15 protein-coding genes, 1 tRNA gene, 3 rRNA genes and 1 other annotated feature are annotated in these 19,372 nt (G+C 50.4%); of the genes, 11 read left to right on the top strand and 8 right to left on the bottom strand.

The window, feature by feature from the left end; genetic code table 11:
* The first annotated feature begins 4 nt into the window (after positions 1-4).
* Both trmD and rplS read left to right on the top strand, forming a co-directional pair.
* Positions 5-772, top strand: a complete 768-nt coding sequence (trmD, locus tag RGV86_RS07095; RefSeq protein WP_000264784.1) for a tRNA (guanosine(37)-N1)-methyltransferase TrmD — start codon at positions 5-7, stop codon at positions 770-772.
* A 41-nt stretch (positions 773-813) separates the two neighbouring features.
* Positions 814-1,161, top strand: a complete 348-nt coding sequence (gene rplS / locus RGV86_RS07090) for a 50S ribosomal protein L19 (RefSeq protein WP_000065253.1) — start codon at positions 814-816, stop codon at positions 1,159-1,161.
* 76 nt (positions 1,162-1,237) lie between these two features.
* On the opposite strand, the gene RGV86_RS07085 is transcribed toward rplS, so the two are convergent.
* The 4 genes from RGV86_RS07085 to RGV86_RS07070 all read right to left on the bottom strand — a co-directional run bounded on the left by RGV86_RS07085 (position 1,238) and on the right by RGV86_RS07070 (position 3,986).
* Positions 1,238-1,720 (bottom strand): OmpA family protein, encoded by a 483-nt coding sequence (locus RGV86_RS07085; RefSeq protein ID WP_000595359.1) that lies wholly within the window; start codon positions 1,718-1,720, stop codon positions 1,238-1,240.
* Positions 1,721-1,735: 15 nt separating this feature from the next.
* Entirely contained in the window at positions 1,736-2,959 is a 1,224-nt protein-coding gene (gene dgcN, locus RGV86_RS07080; RefSeq protein ID WP_000368158.1) for a diguanylate cyclase DgcN/YfiN, read from the bottom strand.
* Entirely contained in the window at positions 2,952-3,470 is a 519-nt protein-coding gene (gene yfiR, locus RGV86_RS07075; RefSeq protein WP_085461040.1) for a regulatory sequestration protein YfiR, read from the bottom strand. The genes dgcN and yfiR overlap by 8 nt, the downstream gene beginning before the upstream one ends.
* A 150-nt stretch (positions 3,471-3,620) precedes the next feature.
* Entirely contained in the window at positions 3,621-3,986 is a 366-nt protein-coding gene (locus RGV86_RS07070) for a DUF2799 domain-containing protein (protein ID WP_000976011.1), read from the bottom strand.
* Between the two features lie 209 nt (positions 3,987-4,195).
* Between RGV86_RS07070 and aroF the strand changes: the two genes are divergently transcribed.
* The gene (gene aroF, locus RGV86_RS07065; RefSeq protein ID WP_001168056.1) at positions 4,196-5,266 is read left to right on the top strand and encodes a 3-deoxy-7-phosphoheptulonate synthase AroF; all 1,071 of its coding nucleotides are present in this window, start codon (positions 4,196-4,198) and stop codon (positions 5,264-5,266) included.
* A 10-nt stretch (positions 5,267-5,276) separates the two neighbouring features.
* Positions 5,277-6,398 carry a bifunctional chorismate mutase/prephenate dehydrogenase gene (gene tyrA / locus RGV86_RS07060; RefSeq protein ID WP_000225241.1) on the top strand — a complete coding sequence of 374 codons (1,122 nt, stop codon included), beginning with the start codon at positions 5,277-5,279 and terminating at the stop codon, positions 6,396-6,398.
* 39 nt (positions 6,399-6,437) lie between these two features.
* Here the strand turns inward: tyrA and pheA are convergent, their stop codons facing one another.
* The 4 genes from pheA to bamD form a co-directional block, all read right to left on the bottom strand.
* Complete coding sequence (gene pheA, locus RGV86_RS07055; protein WP_085461039.1) at positions 6,438-7,598, bottom strand: bifunctional chorismate mutase/prephenate dehydratase; 1,161 nt, start codon at positions 7,596-7,598, stop codon at positions 6,438-6,440.
* A 22-nt stretch (positions 7,599-7,620) separates the two neighbouring features.
* Positions 7,621-7,746, bottom strand: a sequence feature (Phe leader region).
* Positions 7,698-7,745 carry a pheA operon leader peptide PheL gene (gene pheL / locus RGV86_RS07050; RefSeq protein WP_001386991.1) on the bottom strand — a complete coding sequence of 16 codons (48 nt, stop codon included), beginning with the start codon at positions 7,743-7,745 and terminating at the stop codon, positions 7,698-7,700. (Overlaps the previous feature by 48 nt.)
* 102 nt (positions 7,747-7,848) lie before the next feature.
* Entirely contained in the window at positions 7,849-8,190 is a 342-nt protein-coding gene (gene raiA / locus RGV86_RS07045) for a ribosome-associated translation inhibitor RaiA (RefSeq protein ID WP_000178456.1), read from the bottom strand.
* A 270-nt stretch (positions 8,191-8,460) separates the two neighbouring features.
* Positions 8,461-9,198, bottom strand: coding sequence for an outer membrane protein assembly factor BamD (bamD, locus tag RGV86_RS07040; protein WP_000197682.1), 738 nt, complete (start codon positions 9,196-9,198; stop codon positions 8,461-8,463).
* 134 nt (positions 9,199-9,332) lie between these two features.
* On the opposite strand from bamD, the gene rluD reads away from it, so the two are divergent.
* From rluD to rrf, 7 genes are all read left to right on the top strand, one after another.
* Positions 9,333-10,313, top strand: coding sequence for a 23S rRNA pseudouridine(1911/1915/1917) synthase RluD (rluD, locus tag RGV86_RS07035; protein WP_000079112.1), 981 nt, complete (start codon positions 9,333-9,335; stop codon positions 10,311-10,313).
* Positions 10,310-11,041 carry a purine nucleoside phosphorylase YfiH gene (yfiH, locus tag RGV86_RS07030; protein ID WP_085461037.1) on the top strand — a complete coding sequence of 244 codons (732 nt, stop codon included), beginning with the start codon at positions 10,310-10,312 and terminating at the stop codon, positions 11,039-11,041. Before rluD ends, yfiH begins: the two co-directional genes overlap by 4 nt.
* 129 nt (positions 11,042-11,170) lie before the next feature.
* Entirely contained in the window at positions 11,171-13,744 is a 2,574-nt protein-coding gene (clpB, locus tag RGV86_RS07025; protein WP_002431841.1) for an ATP-dependent chaperone ClpB, read from the top strand.
* 440 nt (positions 13,745-14,184) lie between these two features.
* Positions 14,185-15,726: ribosomal RNA gene (locus RGV86_RS07020) — 16S ribosomal RNA — on the top strand.
* A gap of 85 nt (positions 15,727-15,811) precedes the next feature.
* Positions 15,812-15,887: transfer RNA gene (locus RGV86_RS07015), tRNA-Glu, on the top strand.
* Positions 15,888-16,080: 193 nt separating this feature from the next.
* Positions 16,081-18,987: ribosomal RNA gene (locus RGV86_RS07010) — 23S ribosomal RNA — on the top strand.
* A 98-nt stretch (positions 18,988-19,085) separates the two neighbouring features.
* Positions 19,086-19,201: ribosomal RNA gene (gene rrf, locus RGV86_RS07005) — 5S ribosomal RNA — on the top strand.
* The 16S, 23S and 5S rRNA genes sit together here with 1 tRNA gene alongside, the layout of an rRNA operon.
* Positions 19,202-19,372: the final 171 nt, after the last annotated feature.

Genomic DNA, 19,372 nt, shown 5'->3' with positions numbered 1-19,372 from the left:
CGCTATGTGGATTGGCATAATTAGCCTGTTTCCTGAAATGTTCCGCGCAATTACCGATTACGGGGTAACTGGCCGGGCAGTGAAAAATGGCCTGCTGAGCATCCAGAGCTGGAGTCCACGTGACTTCACGCATGACCGGCACCGTACCGTGGACGATCGTCCTTACGGCGGCGGACCGGGGATGTTAATGATGGTGCAACCTTTACGGGACGCCATTCATGCAGCAAAAAGCGCGGCGGGTGAAGGCGCTAAGGTGATCTATCTGTCACCGCAGGGGCGCAAGCTTGATCAAGCGGGCGTCAGCGAACTGGCAACGAATCAAAAATTGATTTTGGTGTGCGGTCGCTACGAAGGTATAGATGAGCGCGTGATCCAAACCGAAATTGACGAAGAATGGTCAATCGGCGATTACGTTCTCAGCGGTGGTGAGTTACCAGCAATGACGCTGATTGACTCCGTTTCCCGGTTTATTCCGGGGGTACTGGGACATGAAGCCTCGGCAACGGAAGATTCCTTTGCTGAAGGATTGCTGGATTGCCCGCACTATACGCGGCCTGAGGTGTTAGAAGGGATGGAAGTTCCGTCAGTGTTACTGTCGGGCAACCATGCCGAGATACGTCGCTGGCGTTTGAAACAGTCGCTGGGCCGTACCTGGCTTAGAAGACCTGAACTTCTGGAAAACCTGGCTCTGACTGAAGAGCAAGCAAGGTTGCTGGCGGAGTTCAAAAAGGAACACGCACAACAGCAACATAAACATGATGGGATGGCGTAAGCCCCCGAGATATCAGTTTACCCAGGATAAGAGATTAAATTATGAGCAACATTATTAAGCAACTTGAACAAGAGCAGATGAAGCAGGACGTACCTTCCTTCCGTCCGGGTGATACCGTGGAAGTGAAAGTATGGGTTGTTGAAGGTTCCAAAAAACGTCTGCAGGCATTCGAGGGCGTGGTTATCGCTATTCGTAACCGCGGTCTGCACTCTGCATTCACTGTTCGTAAAATTTCCAACGGCGAAGGCGTTGAGCGTGTCTTCCAGACTCACTCTCCGGTAGTTGACAGCATTTCTGTCAAACGTCGTGGTGCTGTTCGTAAAGCTAAACTGTACTACCTGCGTGAGCGTACTGGTAAGGCTGCTCGTATCAAAGAGCGCCTCAACTAAGATTTCGCTTAAGCGACATCCTGTTAAGAAGGGCTGGCCAATTGGCTGGCCCTTTTTTTATCTACTGAAATTGTATTTAAGGCGCACTAATTACCACCGCAACGCGGCGGTTTTCAGCCCGGCCCTGTGCTGTCTTGTTGCTGGCAATAGGATATTTTTTCCCTAAACCCTGAGTGGTGAGATTGCTGCGCGGAATCTGTCCACCCTCGGCCCAGGCATCGGCGACGACATTCGCTCGCTTCAGTGATAAGGCTTCGTTGTAGCTATCTTCACCATAGTTATCGGTATGACCATCCATACGGGCATGTGTTAGCCCGGTAGAGGTCAGTTTTGCCGCCATAGTCTGGATTTGTTGCTGACTTTCCGGAAGCAGTTTGTAGTCATTTTTAGCAAACAGAATAGTGTCGGATAAGCCAAGCGACCAGTCACCGGCAGATTCAGTAAAACCATAAGACTGCATAGCAGCGACTTGCTCTGGGGTAAATTTGCCTTGTGGAGTCTGGCAACCAGCCAGTATCAGAGTGGAGAAAACCAGAGGTGCTACCAGTTGCTTTATCATGTAGATATTTCCTTGTTATTTCACCAGCTTTTCGGCGCGCTGATGTTTGGCCTGATACATATTACGATCGGCAAGCTCTTGTAATTTTTCCGCAGAAGCGTGTTCGCGAGTCAGAGCGTATCCAATACTTAAGGTCATACTGGTCTGGTGACCGTTATGGAGATCGAATGGGCGATGAAAGGTTTGTGTGAGAGCAGTACAAATACGCTGTACTTCATATTCTGACAGTACGCCATACAGAATCATGGCGAACTCATCGCCTCCTATACGGTACGCTTGATGCCGTTTCCCGCTAAATTCCATTAACCGTGTTGCTATCTCGATCAAGACCTGATCACCCGTCGCGTGACCCCATGTGTCATTGATATATTTAAAATTATCGCCATCAAGAAAAAGTAAGGCTGAGGTTTCCCGAACGGCAGAATCACTCATTAACGTATTGATGCAGTTGCGGAATGCAGCGCGGTTAGCCAGGCCGGTTAACGGATCATGCAGGGCAGTACGTAAGAGTTGCGCATTTTTTGCCTGTAAACGAAGCTGCCACTCTTCCATTTCATCCAGCAGACTATTGAAGTCGAGAGCAAAGCGGTGAAATTCTTCGATGCGCTCTTCCGAAACTCGTCGGGAAAAATTGCGGTTGGATCGCACATCATGAACTACATCAGTAATGTTTTTTAGCGCCTCCACCAGTCCGTTATGCAAATGGCGGGTGAGGGTGATTGCAATGCCTGATGCCAGCAGAATACAACCGGTAAGCACAGCGAGTGAAAACCAGATGAAATGGCTGATTGAACTGTCGCGAGCGGTTAACTGAACTTCGCCGATGATTTTTCCATTGTGGCGAATGGGCTGAATTACCGGTGCGGGAAAGAGCCAGTGGCTAATGAAATTGCTGAATCTATCTCCCGGTTCTCTGGCTGTGTAGTGCCAGGATGCAATGATATTTTGCTGATTATCACGTACTTCAGCGGTTGAAAATTGACCTTGCTGCCCTAGTGCGGCCAGGGTTTCTGTCGCTGCCGAACCATCGGCAAAAACGACCGCTGCTTCCAGACTATAAGTCATGGTTGCTGCGGTGAGCGCCAGGTTTTTTTGTGCGTATTGTTTCAGTGTCAGTACCGACGTCACGGAAAGCAGCAGCCAGATCAGCGTCATGGTGATAAAGATGCTGGTCATGCTGATGTTGCGTAATGCTCTTTTAAACGTTGGTCGCTTATTAAGAGAATTATCGTTATCCATCTTTTTTCTTCCGAGCGAGCATTAAGACATCCGGGTTGACCTTTACACCACTACGCGATAAGGCATCCAGGTTGACGGCAAATCTGACATCATTATTGTTGATAATCAGACAAAAGGCGCTGCCAATAATGCACTCTGCATTTTGTTCGGCAATTAATAATAACGCCTTAGACGGATATTGTTTGATTAATTCTATCTGGAATGTCGGTGATTCGTTGCCAAAATAAAAACCATTGCAGTCTGAAATCAGTGCTTCTTGTTTGCTGTGAATGATGACGGGCAGATAAGGTAAAGAAGTCGCGCCATTATCTTGTAGGGCGGTACTAAAACGTGAAGATGAAAAAATACATAGCTTTGGCGGGCCAGATAACGCTGGCCAACGAGTGTAGCTGACAATACCGGAAACCATCAGACGCACATTTTTCGCGGTGTTAGTGGTTTCCTGAGCGAGTAATGGTGCACTCGCCAGGAGGGGCATCAGCAGTAAAAATAACCGGTGGGAAAAACGCATTCAGGGATCCTCACCACCGTCGCTCGAAATGCATCGATAATTTTTTCAGAATGCTCATTAAAATATCATTCTTTTATGCGGGCGTCATCACGATGAGAATTAAAGTTTGAATGAGTTAAATCTTATGATTAATTTATTGAGGCGCTCCAGTTAATTCAATCGCATCGTGCTGGCATTTTCATCTGCCCCTTTTTGCCATGCTTCATGTAGTTGGTTGGCATTTTCAACATTGTTGCAGCTGGCAGGGAAACTTTTACCGGAAAGCCCTCTGGCATAAGTAAAATCGATTTGGCAGGTTTTCTTTTGTCCTTCGGCATATCCTTTAAGGTATACCCCCCGATCAGCCTGTGAATCGCTAAATGTATCGCGATCTTTTATGGCAATGCCAGATATAGCATCTTCCATACCAACATCATACCAGTCGGTGCTGGTTAAGTTTGGCGCGTGAGTATAAGGATCAATCTGGCAACCACTAACCACCAAAGCCAACAAGGAACCGATAAATTTTTTCATCATTTTCTCTCCTTTTTTCAAAGCATAGCGGATTGTTTTTAATGATGGTGTAAATTTATTTATACGAATTTTGTGGCTTGTAGCTTATTAAAATTGTATGTGTAAAGTAATATTTACGTAATTTGGATTGAAATCTTTACTAGCTGTGTTATCGTTACGTCATCCTCATTGAGGATCAACTATCGCAAACGAGCATAAACAGGATCGCCATCATGCAAAAAGACGCGCTGAATAACGTACACATTACCGACGAACAGGTTCTGATGACCCCGGAACAGTTGAAGGCCGCTTTTCCATTAAGCCAGCAACAAGAAGCCCAGATTGCTGATTCGCGTAAAACTATTTCAGATATTATCGCCGGGCGCGATCCTCGTCTGTTGGTAGTTTGTGGGCCTTGCTCCATTCATGACCCTGAAACCGCTCTGGAATATGCTCGTCGATTTAAAGCTCTTGCCGCAGAGGTCAGCGATAGCCTCTATCTGGTGATGCGCGTCTATTTTGAAAAACCCCGTACGACTGTCGGCTGGAAAGGGTTAATTAACGATCCTCATATGGATGGCTCTTTTGACGTAGAAGCCGGCCTGCAAATCGCGCGTAAATTGCTGCTTGAACTGGTGAGCATGGGGCTGCCGCTGGCGACAGAAGCGTTAGATCCAAATAGCCCGCAATACCTGGGCGATCTGTTTAGCTGGTCGGCAATTGGTGCTCGTACCACGGAATCGCAAACGCACCGTGAAATGGCATCCGGGCTATCTATGCCGGTTGGTTTTAAAAACGGCACCGACGGCAGTCTGGCAACGGCAATTAACGCCATGCGCGCTGCCGCTCAGCCACACCGTTTTGTTGGTATTAACCAGGCAGGGCAGGTTGCGTTGCTACAAACTCAGGGGAATCCGGACGGACATGTGATCCTGCGTGGCGGTAAAGCGCCGAACTACAGCCCTGCAGATGTCGCGCAATGTGAAAAAGAGATGGAACAGGCGGGACTGCGTCCGTCTCTGATGGTAGATTGCAGTCACGGTAATTCCAATAAAGATTATCGCCGTCAGCCTGCGGTGGCAGAGTCCGTGGTTGCCCAGATTAAAGACGGTAATCGCTCAATTATTGGTCTGATGATCGAAAGTAACATCCACGAAGGCAATCAGTCTTCCGAGCAACCGCGCAGCGAAATGAAATACGGTGTATCCGTAACCGATGCCTGCATCAGTTGGGAAATGACCGATGCCTTGCTGCGTGAGATTCATCAGGATCTGAACGGGCAGCTGACGGCACGCGTGGCTTAAGAGGTTTATTATGGTTGCTGAGTTGACCGCGTTACGCGATCAAATTGATGAAGTCGATAAAGAGCTGCTGAATTTATTAGCGAAGCGTCTGGAACTGGTCGCCGAAGTCGGTGAGGTGAAAAGCCGCTTTGGACTGCCTATTTATGTCCCGGAGCGTGAGGCATCTATGCTGGCCTCGCGTCGCGCTGAGGCGGAAGCCTTGGGTGTACCGCCAGATCTTATTGAGGATATCCTGCGTCGGGTGATGCGGGAGTCCTACTCCAGCGAGAATGACAAAGGCTTTAAAACGCTTTGTCCTACGTTGCGCCCGGTGGTTATCGTCGGTGGTGGCGGTCAGATGGGGCGCTTGTTCGAGAAGATGCTGACCCTCTCGGGTTATCAGGTGCGGATTCTGGAGCAACATGACTGGGAACGTGCGGCTGATATTGTTGCCGATGCCGGAATGGTGATTGTCAGTGTGCCGATTCATGTGACCGAACAGGTTATCGCCAAATTACCGCCTTTACCGCAGGATTGTATTCTGGTCGATCTGGCATCGGTGAAAAATGGACCGTTACAGGCCATGCTGGCGGCACATGATGGTCCGGTGTTGGGACTTCACCCGATGTTTGGCCCGGACAGCGGCAGTCTGGCGAAGCAGGTGGTGGTCTGGTGTGATGGACGCCAGCCGGAAGCATATCAATGGTTTCTGGAGCAAATTCAGGTTTGGGGCGCGCGGCTGCATCGGATTAGCGCCGTCGAGCACGATCAGAATATGGCGTTTATTCAGGCACTGCGCCACTTTGCCACTTTTGCTTATGGTTTGCATCTGGCAGAAGAAAATGTTCAGCTTGAGCAACTTCTGGCGCTCTCTTCGCCCATTTACCGCCTTGAGCTGGCGATGGTTGGGCGACTGTTTGCTCAGGATCCGCAGCTTTATGCCGACATCATTATGTCGTCAGAACGTAATCTGGCGTTGATCAAGCGTTACTATAAGCGTTTTGGCGAGGCAATTGAGCTGCTGGAGAAGGGGGACAAGCAGGCGTTTATCGACAGTTTCCGCAAGGTGGAAAACTGGTTTGGCGATTATGCGCAACGCTTCCAGAGTGAAAGCCGCGTGTTATTGCGTCAGGCGAACGACAGTCGCCAGTAGTCATCTTGTGCCGGGGAGGCATCACCCGGCACGATTTCATCACGCCGGGTCAACAGGCACTACATTCTCACTTGGGTAACAGCCTAATACCTTCATCGAACGGGTAATTTCACCTAACTCTTTCAATGCTTTTTGCATTTCCGCTGATTCAAGATTGGCCTGAATATCCAGATAAAACATCTCTTCCCACGGATTACCGTGAATCGGGCGTGATTCCAGACGGGTCATAATCAGATTATGGTTACGCAGTACCAGCAATGCTTCTACCAGTGCACCAGCTTGTTGTCCGGTCGCCATTAATAATGTGGTTTTTGCCGGAACCTGGTCAGACACGTTAATCGCTTTACGTGCCAGCACCACAAATCGGGTGAAGTTTTGTCGCTGATTTGCCTCAATACGTTCCAGTACCTGTAAACCGTACAAAGAGCCGCCTGCCTCGCTCCCCAGTGCAGCAACATGCGGTGATTTTGCCTGTGCAACCTTTTCCATCGCCGCAGACGTACTTTCGGTATATTCAATCTTCCAGTGCGGGTAACGATTAAGAAATTTACTGCATTGCTGGAACGGCTGTGGATGGCTGTAGACTGTGGTGATGGTTGATAAATCTGTAGTACCAGAAACCAGCAGGCAGTGATCGATGGTCAGCGTCATCTCGCCAACAATCGATAAGCTGGTATGTTGTAGTAGATCGTAAACGTCGTTTATGGCACCTGAACTGGTATTCTCAATCGGTACTACCGCATAGTCGGCCTGACCGGTTTCCACCTGATTAAAAATATCAGCAAATTTTGCGCAACCGCTTTCAATAAATTGTTCGAAATGGCGGGCAGCGTACTGACGTGCGGCAAGGTGTGAATAGGAACCTTTAGGGCCGAGAAAAGCAATACGTGCTGAATGTGGATTAATTTTATTGAGATGCTGCTGGAGCAGTGCCTGCTGAGTTAATACGGAATCTTCAATGATGAGCTGGAACAGGCGAGTAATGTAATGGGCGTCCAGATGGTGCGTTTTACCGAGCGTAATTAATCTTTCCAGTAAATCGCGTTCACGATCAATATCACGCACGGGGCGATGAGAGAGCAGTTTGGCTTTTCCCACCTCGACAGCCAGTTCACGCCGCTCTGCCAGTAACGCCAGTAATTTTTCATCCAGCGCGCTGATTTTCTCGCGCAGCGCCAGTAATGGGTTTTCCGATGTCATAGTGTTGCCTTTTTTGTTATCAATAAAAAAGGCCCCCCGGTTTGGGAGGCCTTATTGTTCGTCTTCGCATTCTGTTTCACACGACGAAACGCCTCCCATTCAGGGGAAGGTAAAAAAGAATGCGAAGAAGAACGGCGTGTGTTTCATGTTTGTTTCCTTAAGCGACTTAAGTACAGTACCTGTACTGTTTTCACGCTGTCAACAAAAAACGCGCCCGAAGGCGCGTTGGCGATACACTCAATATAAAGGACTACTCTTCTTCAACTTCTTCGACGAAGTTGGCGTCTTTCACCGATGTTGCGGCACGACGTGCTTCGCCTTTGTGCTGCAGTTTATTGAGCTGCCGTTCCAGCTTGTTGATCAATTCGTTAATTGCGGTGTACATATCTTCATGTTTACCACTGGCAACCAGAACGCCGTTAGGTGTATTGATTGTGGCGTCAGCAACGAACCCTTGTGGCTCTTTGGACAAAATGATATGTGGATTAATCAGATGTGTTTGCCATTTTTCCAGTTTGGCGAGACGGTCTGCGACATGTTGGCGGATGGCCGGAGTAATTTCCATTTGTTTGCTGGTAATGTTCATTGTCATAAATTTTACCTCTTGTCTTCCCGTCTTGGTGAATTCAGCATACCGTTCCTGATGTCAAAATGTGTGATGGAAATCTCATAATTTTGTCACTTTTTGTCAATGAGGCTTTTTTGTGAGAAATCGCAGGAAGAGGTGTTTTTTTACTTGAGGAATATCTCAAAGCGAGCCATATTTGATGGGATCGATAGTGACTAAATCGCTTCAGTTTCACAACTGACAGAATAAAAAAACGGCAGCTCAAGGGCTGCCGTTTTGTGTTTCAGATTTCTGTTATGTATTGCTGCTGTTTGCGGCGATGATTTTCGCTACTTTTTCAGCTTGCGCATTCATCTGCATCTGACGGTATGCATTTTCCATCAGCGGCAGCGCATCACGCGTAGCCTTGGTATCCGGGTAATCGCGCAACATGCCTTCTACACGGTTAACGACGGCAACCCATGCACCACGTTCTGTATAGTACTCAGCAACGGAGTATTCATATTTCGCCAGACGATCTTTCAGGAATACCAGACGTTTGGTGGCATCGGTGGTGTACTGACTGTTTGGATAGCCGCGAACCAATTTGGAAAAGTCACTAAACGCAGCTCGTGCATGTTGAGGATCGCGATCGCTACGGTCAACGCCAAAGAACCCTTGCAGCGCACTGTCATCCAGCGCCATATTGGTCAGGCCACGCATGTACATGACATAATCGATATTCGGATGGGTCGGGTTGAGGCGAATAAAACGATCGATGGCAGCCTGTGCTAACGGCAAATCGGCGTTTTTATAGTAGGCGTAGATGAGATCCAGCTGCACCTGCTGCGAATACGGACCAAACGGATAGCGATTATCTAACGCTTCCAGTTGCGTTATTGCCTGTCTCCAGTTACCGTCCTGCAGCTTTTGTTGTGCAGTCGCGTAAATTTCATTTGGCGGATTATCAGGTACTTCTTCCTTTGACCCCGAGCAACCCGCCAAAAACAGGCTTAGTGTGGCGGCTGCCACCAGATATTTCATGCGCGTCATGACGTTTTGACTTTCCTCAAAATGTAATACGGGAGATTCTCTGTTCCTGCTCCCGGTTAAGACCAGCTACAATAGCACACTATATTAAACGGCAAAGCCGTAAAACCCCAACGATAAACGAAGAAGCAGTATATATGGCACAACGAGTACAGCTCACTGCAACGGTGTCCGAAAACCAACTCGGTCAACGCTTAGATCAGGCTTTGGCCGAAATGTTCCCGGATTATTCACGTTCGCGGATAAAAGAATGGATCCTCGACCAGCGCGTGCTGGTTAACGGCAAAGTTTGTGATAAGCCGAAAGAAAAAGTATTAGGTGGCGAGCAGGTTGCCATCAACGCTGAGATTGAAGAAGAAGCACGTTTTGAACCGCAGGATATCCCGCTGGATATCGTCTATGAAGATGAAGATATCATCGTCATTAATAAACCGCGCGACCTGGTGGTACATCCTGGCGCGGGTAACCCGGATGGCACGGTATTGAATGCGTTGCTTCATTACTATCCGCCAATTGCCGATGTTCCACGTGCGGGCATTGTCCATCGTCTGGATAAAGACACCACTGGTCTGATGGTTGTGGCAAAAACCGTTCCGGCTCAGACGCGTTTAGTCGAATCTTTGCAACGGCGTGAAATTACTCGTGAGTATGAAGCGGTGGCAATTGGTCATATGACCGCTGGTGGTACGGTGGATGAGCCAATCAGTCGCCACCCAACCAAACGTACTCACATGGCGGTACATCCCATGGGCAAACCGGCGGTCACTCACTATCGCATCATGGAACACTTCCGTGTGCACACGCGTCTGCGGTTGCGTCTGGAAACTGGACGTACGCACCAGATCCGCGTGCATATGGCCCATATCACTCATCCGCTGGTGGGCGATCCGGTTTATGGTGGTCGTCCGCGTCCGCCAAAAGGGGCTTCGGAAGCATTTATCTCCACGCTGCGTAAGTTTGACCGCCAGGCGCTTCATGCAACCATGCTGCGTCTTTATCACCCAATCTCCGGCATCGAAATGGAATGGCATGCGCCTATTCCACAGGATATGGTGGAGCTGATTGAGGTGATGCGCGCCGATTTCGAAGAGCATAAGGATGAAGTTGACTGGTTATGAGTAAGCTGATTGTCCCGCAGTGGCCGCTGCCAAAAGGTGTTGCGGCCTGTAGCTCTACCCGTATCGGCGGCGTGAGCTTGCCGCCTTACGACTCGCTCAACCTCGGCGCCCATTGTGGCGATAACCCGGATCACGTTGAGGAGAATCGCAAGCGGCTTTTTGCTGCGGGCAATTTGCCTTCAAAACCGGTCTGGCTTGAGCAGGTGCACGGCAAAGATGTGCTTAAGCTTACTGGCGAACCCTATGCTTCAAAACGAGCGGATGCCTCTTATAGCAACACACCCGGCACGGTTTGTGCTGTGATGACTGCCGACTGCCTGCCCGTGCTGTTTTGTAATCGTGCGGGAACGGAAGTCGCCGCCGCTCATGCTGGCTGGCGTGGACTGTGCGCTGGCGTGCTGGAAGAGACGGTCTCCTGTTTTGCTGATAACCCCGAAAACATTCTCGCCTGGTTAGGGCCAGCAATCGGTCCACGCGCGTTTGAAGTGGGGGGGGAGGTCCGCGAGGCATTTATGGCAGTAGACGCCAAAGCGAGTACAGCTTTTATTCAGCATGGTGATAAGTATCTGGCAGATATTTATCAGCTTGCCCGCCAGCGTCTGGCGAGCGTTGGTGTTGAACAAATTTTCGGCGGCGACCGCTGTACATTCACGGAAAATGAGACTTTCTTCTCTTATCGTCGCGACAAGACCACGGGTCGTATGGCAAGTTTCATTTGGCTGATATAACCTAAAGAATCAAGACGATCCGGTACGCGTGATTTTCTTTTCACATTAATCTGGTCAATAACCTTGAATAATTGAGGGATGACCTCATTTAATCTCCAGTAGCAACTTTGATCCGTTATGGGAGGAGTTATGCGTCTGGATCGTCTTACTAATAAATTCCAGCTTGCTCTTGCCGATGCCCAATCACTTGCACTCGGGCACGACAACCAATTCATCGAACCACTTCATTTAATGAGCGCCCTGCTGAATCAGGAAGGGGGTTCGGTTAGCCCTTTATTAACATCCGCTGGCATTAATGCTGGCCAGTTGCGCACAGATATCAATCAGGCATTAAATCGTTTACCGCAGGTTGAAGGTACGGGTGGCGATGTCCAGCCTTCACAGGATCTGGTGCGCGTTCTTAATCTTTGCGACAAGCTGGCGCAAAAACGTGGTGATAATTTTATTTCGTCAGAACTGTTCGTTCTGGCGGCACTTGAGTCTCGCGGCACGCTGGCCGACATCCTGAAAGCAGCAGGGGCGACCACCGCCAACATTACTCAAGCGATTGAACAAATGCGTGGAGGTGAAAGCGTGAACGATCAAGGAGCCGAAGACCAACGTCAGGCTTTGAAAAAATACACCATCGACCTTACCGAACGTGCCGAACAGGGCAAACTCGATCCGGTGATTGGTCGTGATGAAGAAATTCGCCGTACCATTCAGGTACTGCAACGTCGTACTAAAAATAACCCGGTGCTGATTGGTGAACCTGGCGTTGGTAAGACTGCCATCGTTGAAGGTCTGGCGCAGCGTATTATCAATGGCGAAGTGCCTGAAGGGCTGAAAGGCCGCCGCGTACTGGCGCTGGATATGGGCGCGCTGGTGGCCGGGGCAAAATATCGCGGTGAGTTTGAGGAACGATTAAAAGGCGTACTGAACGATCTCGCTAAACAGGAAGGCAACGTCATCCTGTTTATCGACGAATTACATACTATGGTCGGCGCGGGTAAAGCCGATGGCGCAATGGACGCCGGGAACATGCTGAAACCGGCGTTGGCTCGTGGTGAACTGCACTGCGTGGGTGCCACGACGCTGGACGAATATCGCCAGTACATCGAAAAAGATGCTGCGCTGGAACGTCGCTTCCAGAAAGTATTTGTCGCCGAGCCAACGGTGGAAGACACCATTGCTATTCTGCGTGGCCTGAAAGAACGTTACGAACTGCACCACCATGTGCAAATTACTGACCCGGCAATTGTTGCAGCGGCGACGTTGTCTCATCGCTACATTGCTGACCGTCAACTGCCGGATAAAGCCATCGACCTGATCGATGAAGCAGCATCCAGCATTCGTATGCAGATTGACTCAAAACCAGAAGAACTCGACCGACTCGATCGTCGTATCATCCAGCTCAAACTGGAACAACAGGCGTTAATGAAAGAGTCTGATGAAGCCAGTAAAAAACGCCTGGATATGCTCAACGAAGAACTGAGCGACAAAGAACGTCAGTACTCCGAGTTAGAAGAAGAGTGGAAAGCAGAGAAAGCATCGCTTTCTGGTACACAGACCATTAAAGCAGAACTGGAACAGGCGAAAATCGCTATTGAACAGGCTCGCCGTGTAGGTGACCTGGCGCGGATGTCTGAACTGCAATACGGCAAAATCCCAGAACTGGAAAAGCAACTGGAAGCCGCAACGCAGCTCGAAGGCAAAACTATGCGTCTGTTGCGTAATAAAGTGACCGACGCCGAAATTGCTGAAGTGCTGGCGCGTTGGACTGGGATTCCGGTTTCTCGCATGATGGAAAGCGAGCGCGAAAAACTGCTGCGTATGGAGCAAGAACTGCACCATCGCGTTATTGGTCAGAACGAAGCGGTTGATGCGGTATCTAACGCTATTCGTCGTAGCCGTGCGGGGCTGGCGGATCCAAATCGCCCGATTGGTTCATTCCTGTTCCTCGGCCCAACTGGTGTGGGGAAAACTGAGCTTTGTAAGGCGCTGGCGAACTTTATGTTTGATAGCGACGAGGCGATGGTCCGTATCGATATGTCCGAGTTTATGGAGAAACACTCGGTGTCTCGTCTGGTTGGTGCGCCTCCGGGATATGTCGGTTATGAGGAAGGTGGCTACCTGACCGAAGCGGTGCGTCGTCGTCCGTATTCCGTCATCCTGCTGGATGAAGTGGAAAAAGCGCATCCGGATGTTTTCAACATTCTGTTACAGGTACTGGATGATGGGCGTCTGACTGACGGGCAGGGGAGAACGGTCGACTTCCGCAATACGGTGGTCATTATGACCTCTAACCTCGGTTCCGATTTGATTCAGGAACGCTTTGGTGAACTGGATTATGCACACATGAAAGAGCTGGTGCTCGGTGTGGTGAGCCATAACTTCCGTCCGGAATTCATTAACCGTATCGATGAAGTGGTGGTCTTCCATCCGCTGGGTGAACAGCACATTGCGTCGATTGCGCAGATTCAGTTGAAACGTCTGTACAAACGTCTGGAAGAACGTGGTTATGAAATCCACATTTCTGACGAGGCGCTGAAACTGCTGAGCGAGAACGGTTACGATCCGGTCTATGGTGCTCGTCCTCTGAAACGTGCTATCCAGCAGCAGATCGAAAACCCGCTGGCACAGCAAATACTATCTGGTGAATTGGTTCCGGGTAAAGTTATTCGCCTGGAAGTTAATGAAGACCGGATTGTCGCCGTCCAGTAATGATAAAACGAGCCCTTCGGGGCTCGTTTTTGTCTATAAGTTAGACGGAAAAGACTATATTTAAGATGTTTTGCTTGAAAAATGAGCGAACGATAAAGTTTTTTTATTTTTCGCTTGTCAGGCCGGAATAACTCCCTATAATGCGCCACCACTGACACGGAACAACGGCAAACACGCCGCCGGGTCAGCGGGGTTCTCCTGAGAATCTCAACAGAGAAAAGCAAAAAATGCTTGACTCTGTGGCGGGAAAGCGTATTATGCACACCCCGCGCCGCTGAGAAAAAGCGAAGCGGCACTGCTCTTTAACAATTTATCAGACAATCTGTGTGGGCACTCGAAGATACGGATTCTTAACGTCGCAAGACGATAAATGAATACCAAGTCTCAAGAGTGAACACGTAATTCATTACGAAGTTTAATTCTTTGAGCATCAAACTTTTAAATTGAAGAGTTTGATCATGGCTCAGATTGAACGCTGGCGGCAGGCCTAACACATGCAAGTCGAACGGTAACAGGAAGCAGCTTGCTGCTTTGCTGACGAGTGGCGGACGGGTGAGTAATGTCTGGGAAACTGCCCGATGGAGGGGGATAACTACTGGAAACGGTAGCTAATACCGCATAACGTCGCAAGACCAAAGAGGGGGACCTTCGGGCCTCTTGCCATCGGATGTGCCCAGATGGGATTAGCTAGTAGGTGGGGTAACGGCTCACCTAGGCGACGATCCCTAGCTGGTCTGAGAGGATGACCAGCCACACTGGAACTGAGACACGGTCCAGACTCCTACGGGAGGCAGCAGTGGGGAATATTGCACAATGGGCGCAAGCCTGATGCAGCCATGCCGCGTGTATGAAGAAGGCCTTCGGGTTGTAAAGTACTTTCAGCGGGGAGGAAGGGGGTAAAGTTAATACCTTTGCTCATTGACGTTACCCGCAGAAGAAGCACCGGCTAACTCCGTGCCAGCAGCCGCGGTAATACGGAGGGTGCAAGCGTTAATCGGAATTACTGGGCGTAAAGCGCACGCAGGCGGTCTGTTAAGTCAGATGTGAAATCCCCGGGCTCAACCTGGGAACTGCATCTGATACTGGCAGGCTTGAGTCTCGTAGAGGGGGGTAGAATTCCAGGTGTAGCGGTGAAATGCGTAGAGATCTGGAGGAATACCGGTGGCGAAGGCGGCCCCCTGGACGAAGACTGACGCTCAGGTGCGAAAGCGTGGGGAGCAAACAGGATTAGATACCCTGGTAGTCCACGCCGTAAACGATGTCGACTTGGAGGTTGTGCCCTTGAGGCGTGGCTTCCGGAGCTAACGCGTTAAGTCGACCGCCTGGGGAGTACGGCCGCAAGGTTAAAACTCAAATGAATTGACGGGGGCCCGCACAAGCGGTGGAGCATGTGGTTTAATTCGATGCAACGCGAAGAACCTTACCTGGTCTTGACATCCACGGAAGTTTTCAGAGATGAGAATGTGCCTTCGGGAACCGTGAGACAGGTGCTGCATGGCTGTCGTCAGCTCGTGTTGTGAAATGTTGGGTTAAGTCCCGCAACGAGCGCAACCCTTATCCTTTGTTGCCAGCGGTCCGGCCGGGAACTCAAAGGAGACTGCCAGTGATAAACTGGAGGAAGGTGGGGATGACGTCAAGTCATCATGGCCCTTACGACCAGGGCTACACACGTGCTACAATGGCGCATACAAAGAGAAGCGACCTCGCGAGAGCAAGCGGACCTCATAAAGTGCGTCGTAGTCCGGATTGGAGTCTGCAACTCGACTCCATGAAGTCGGAATCGCTAGTAATCGTGGATCAGAATGCCACGGTGAATACGTTCCCGGGCCTTGTACACACCGCCCGTCACACCATGGGAGTGGGTTGCAAAAGAAGTAGGTAGCTTAACCTTCGGGAGGGCGCTTACCACTTTGTGATTCATGACTGGGGTGAAGTCGTAACAAGGTAACCGTAGGGGAACCTGCGGTTGGATCACCTCCTTACCTTAAAGAAGCGTTCTTTGAAGTGCTCACACAGATTGTCTGATAGAAAGTGAAAAGCAAGGCGTCTTGCGAAGCAGACTGATACGTCCCCTTCGTCTAGAGGCCCAGGACACCGCCCTTTCACGGCGGTAACAGGGGTTCGAATCCCCTAGGGGACGCCACTTGCTGGTTTGTGAGTGAAAGTCACCTGCCTTAATATCTCAAAACTCACTTACGAGTGATGTTTGAGATATTTGCTCTTTAAAAATCTGGATCAAGCTGAAAATTGAAACACTGAATAGTCGAAAGATTATTCGTGAGTCTCTCAAATTTTCGCAACACGATGGTGTTTTACGAAACATCTTCGGGTTGTGAGGTTAAGCGACTAAGCGTACACGGTGGATGCCCTGGCAGTCAGAGGCGATGAAGGACGTGCTAATCTGCGATAAGCGTCGGTAAGGTGATATGAACCGTTATAACCGGCGATTTCCGAATGGGGAAACCCAGTGTGATTCGTCACACTATCATTAACTGAATCCATAGGTTAATGAGGCGAACCGGGGGAACTGAAACATCTAAGTACCCCGAGGAAAAGAAATCAACCGAGATTCCCCCAGTAGCGGCGAGCGAACGGGGAGCAGCCCAGAGCCTGAATCAGTGTGTGTGTTAGTGGAAGCGTCTGGAAAGGCGCGCGATACAGGGTGACAGCCCCGTACACAAAAATGCACATACTGTGAGCTCGATGAGTAGGGCGGGACACGTGGTATCCTGTCTGAATATGGGGGGACCATCCTCCAAGGCTAAATACTCCTGACTGACCGATAGTGAACCAGTACCGTGAGGGAAAGGCGAAAAGAACCCCGGCGAGGGGAGTGAAAAAGAACCTGAAACCGTGTACGTACAAGCAGTGGGAGCCTTGATTTATCAGGGTGACTGCGTACCTTTTGTATAATGGGTCAGCGACTTATATTCTGTAGCAAGGTTAACCGAATAGGGGAGCCGAAGGGAAACCGAGTCTTAACTGGGCGTTAAGTTGCAGGGTATAGACCCGAAACCCGGTGATCTAGCCATGGGCAGGTTGAAGGTTGGGTAACACTAACTGGAGGACCGAACCGACTAATGTTGAAAAATTAGCGGATGACTTGTGGCTGGGGGTGAAAGGCCAATCAAACCGGGAGATAGCTGGTTCTCCCCGAAAGCTATTTAGGTAGCGCCTCGTGAATTCATCTCCGGGGGTAGAGCACTGTTTCGGCAAGGGGGTCATCCCGACTTACCAACCCGATGCAAACTGCGAATACCGGAGAATGTTATCACGGGAGACACACGGCGGGTGCTAACGTCCGTCGTGAAGAGGGAAACAACCCAGACCGCCAGCTAAGGTCCCAAAGTCATGGTTAAGTGGGAAACGATGTGGGAAGGCCCAGACAGCCAGGATGTTGGCTTAGAAGCAGCCATCATTTAAAGAAAGCGTAATAGCTCACTGGTCGAGTCGGCCTGCGCGGAAGATGTAACGGGGCTAAACCATGCACCGAAGCTGCGGCAGCGACACTATGTGTTGTTGGGTAGGGGAGCGTTCTGTAAGCCTGTGAAGGTGGCCTGTGAGGGTTGCTGGAGGTATCAGAAGTGCGAATGCTGACATAAGTAACGATAAAGCGGGTGAAAAGCCCGCTCGCCGGAAGACCAAGGGTTCCTGTCCAACGTTAATCGGGGCAGGGTGAGTCGACCCCTAAGGCGAGGCCGAAAGGCGTAGTCGATGGGAAACAGGTTAATATTCCTGTACTTGGTGTTACTGCGAAGGGGGGACGGAGAAGGCTATGTTGGCCGGGCGACGGTTGTCCCGGTTTAAGCGTGTAGGCTGGTTTTCCAGGCAAATCCGGAAAATCAAGGCTGAGGCGTGATGACGAGGCACTACGGTGCTGAAGCAACAAATGCCCTGCTTCCAGGAAAAGCCTCTAAGCATCAGGTAACATCAAATCGTACCCCAAACCGACACAGGTGGTCAGGTAGAGAATACCAAGGCGCTTGAGAGAACTCGGGTGAAGGAACTAGGCAAAATGGTGCCGTAACTTCGGGAGAAGGCACGCTGATATGTAGGTGAAGCGACTTGCTCGTGGAGCTGAAATCAGTCGAAGATACCAGCTGGCTGCAACTGTTTATTAAAAACACAGCACTGTGCAAACACGAAAGTGGACGTATACGGTGTGACGCCTGCCCGGTGCCGGAAGGTTAATTGATGGGGTCAGCCGCAAGGCGAAGCTCTTGATCGAAGCCCCGGTAAACGGCGGCCGTAACTATAACGGTCCTAAGGTAGCGAAATTCCTTGTCGGGTAAGTTCCGACCTGCACGAATGGCGTAATGATGGCCAGGCTGTCTCCACCCGAGACTCAGTGAAATTGAACTCGCTGTGAAGATGCAGTGTACCCGCGGCAAGACGGAAAGACCCCGTGAACCTTTACTATAGCTTGACACTGAACATTGAGCCTTGATGTGTAGGATAGGTGGGAGGCTTTGAAGCGTGGACGCCAGTCTGCGTGGAGCCGACCTTGAAATACCACCCTTTAATGTTTGATGTTCTAACGTAGACCCGTTATCCGGGTTGCGGACAGTGTCTGGTGGGTAGTTTGACTGGGGCGGTCTCCTCCTAAAGAGTAACGGAGGAGCACGAAGGTTGGCTAATCCTGGTCGGACATCAGGAGGTTAGTGCAATGGCATAAGCCAGCTTGACTGCGAGCGTGACGGCGCGAGCAGGTGCGAAAGCAGGTCATAGTGATCCGGTGGTTCTGAATGGAAGGGCCATCGCTCAACGGATAAAAGGTACTCCGGGGATAACAGGCTGATACCGCCCAAGAGTTCATATCGACGGCGGTGTTTGGCACCTCGATGTCGGCTCATCACATCCTGGGGCTGAAGTAGGTCCCAAGGGTATGGCTGTTCGCCATTTAAAGTGGTACGCGAGCTGGGTTTAGAACGTCGTGAGACAGTTCGGTCCCTATCTGCCGTGGGCGCTGGAGAACTGAGGGGGGCTGCTCCTAGTACGAGAGGACCGGAGTGGACGCATCACTGGTGTTCGGGTTGTCATGCCAATGGCACTGCCCGGTAGCTAAATGCGGAAGAGATAAGTGCTGAAAGCATCTAAGCACGAAACTTGCCCCGAGATGAGTTCTCCCTGACTCCTTGAGAGTCCTGAAGGAACGTTGAAGACGACGACGTTGATAGGCCGGGTGTGTAAGCGCAGCGATGCGTTGAGCTAACCGGTACTAATGAACCGTGAGGCTTAACCTTACAACGCCGAAGGTGTTTTGGCGGATGAGAGAAGATTTTCAGCCTGATACAGATTAAATCGACAGGTCGGAATAAGACGTGTTGATAAACAGAATTTGCCTGGCGGCCGTAGCGCGGTGGTCCCACCTGACCCCATGCCGAACTCAGAAGTGAAACGCCGTAGCGCCGATGGTAGTGTGGGGTCTCCCCATGCGAGAGTAGGGAACTGCCAGGCATCAGATAAAGCAGAAGGCCATCCGTAAGGATGGCCTTTTTGCGTTGGTGCAAAAAAATGCCGGATGCGACGCTGGCGCGTCTTGTCCGGTCTACGCAGGCACGGTAGGGGGAAACCGCGCATTATTCCTCCACATACGCCAGCAAATACGGCTTCCCCAATTTGCCCACT

It is taken from the genome of Escherichia ruysiae, from assembly GCF_031323975.1.
In the GTDB taxonomy this organism is placed as follows: domain Bacteria; phylum Pseudomonadota; class Gammaproteobacteria; order Enterobacterales; family Enterobacteriaceae; genus Escherichia; species Escherichia ruysiae.
The sequence above is the reverse complement of the archived record's forward strand: the minus strand, read 5'-3'. Positions and strand labels throughout refer to the sequence as shown.

Excerpts from the sequence above, each read along its gene's own strand:
- clpB (WP_002431841.1), top strand. The coding sequence starts at position 11,171 with ATGCGTCTGGATCGTCTTACTAATAAATTCCAGCTTGCTCTTGCCGAT.
- trmD (WP_000264784.1), top strand. The coding sequence starts at position 5 with ATGTGGATTGGCATAATTAGCCTGTTTCCTGAAATGTTCCGCGCAATT.
- RGV86_RS07085 (WP_000595359.1), bottom strand. The coding sequence starts at position 1,720 with ATGATAAAGCAACTGGTAGCACCTCTGGTTTTCTCCACTCTGATACTG.
- pheA (WP_085461039.1), bottom strand. The coding sequence starts at position 7,598 with ATGACATCGGAAAACCCATTACTGGCGCTGCGCGAGAAAATCAGCGCG.
- aroF (WP_001168056.1), top strand. The coding sequence starts at position 4,196 with ATGCAAAAAGACGCGCTGAATAACGTACACATTACCGACGAACAGGTT.
- dgcN (WP_000368158.1), bottom strand. The coding sequence starts at position 2,959 with ATGGATAACGATAATTCTCTTAATAAGCGACCAACGTTTAAAAGAGCA.
- tyrA (WP_000225241.1), top strand. The coding sequence starts at position 5,277 with ATGGTTGCTGAGTTGACCGCGTTACGCGATCAAATTGATGAAGTCGAT.
- yfiR (WP_085461040.1), bottom strand. The coding sequence starts at position 3,470 with ATGCGTTTTTCCCACCGGTTATTTTTACTGCTGATGCCCCTCCTGGCG.
- RGV86_RS07070 (WP_000976011.1), bottom strand. The coding sequence starts at position 3,986 with ATGATGAAAAAATTTATCGGTTCCTTGTTGGCTTTGGTGGTTAGTGGT.
- raiA (WP_000178456.1), bottom strand. The coding sequence starts at position 8,190 with ATGACAATGAACATTACCAGCAAACAAATGGAAATTACTCCGGCCATC.
- rluD (WP_000079112.1), top strand. The coding sequence starts at position 9,333 with ATGGCACAACGAGTACAGCTCACTGCAACGGTGTCCGAAAACCAACTC.
- rplS (WP_000065253.1), top strand. The coding sequence starts at position 814 with ATGAGCAACATTATTAAGCAACTTGAACAAGAGCAGATGAAGCAGGAC.
- bamD (WP_000197682.1), bottom strand. The coding sequence starts at position 9,198 with ATGACGCGCATGAAATATCTGGTGGCAGCCGCCACACTAAGCCTGTTT.
- yfiH (WP_085461037.1), top strand. The coding sequence starts at position 10,310 with ATGAGTAAGCTGATTGTCCCGCAGTGGCCGCTGCCAAAAGGTGTTGCG.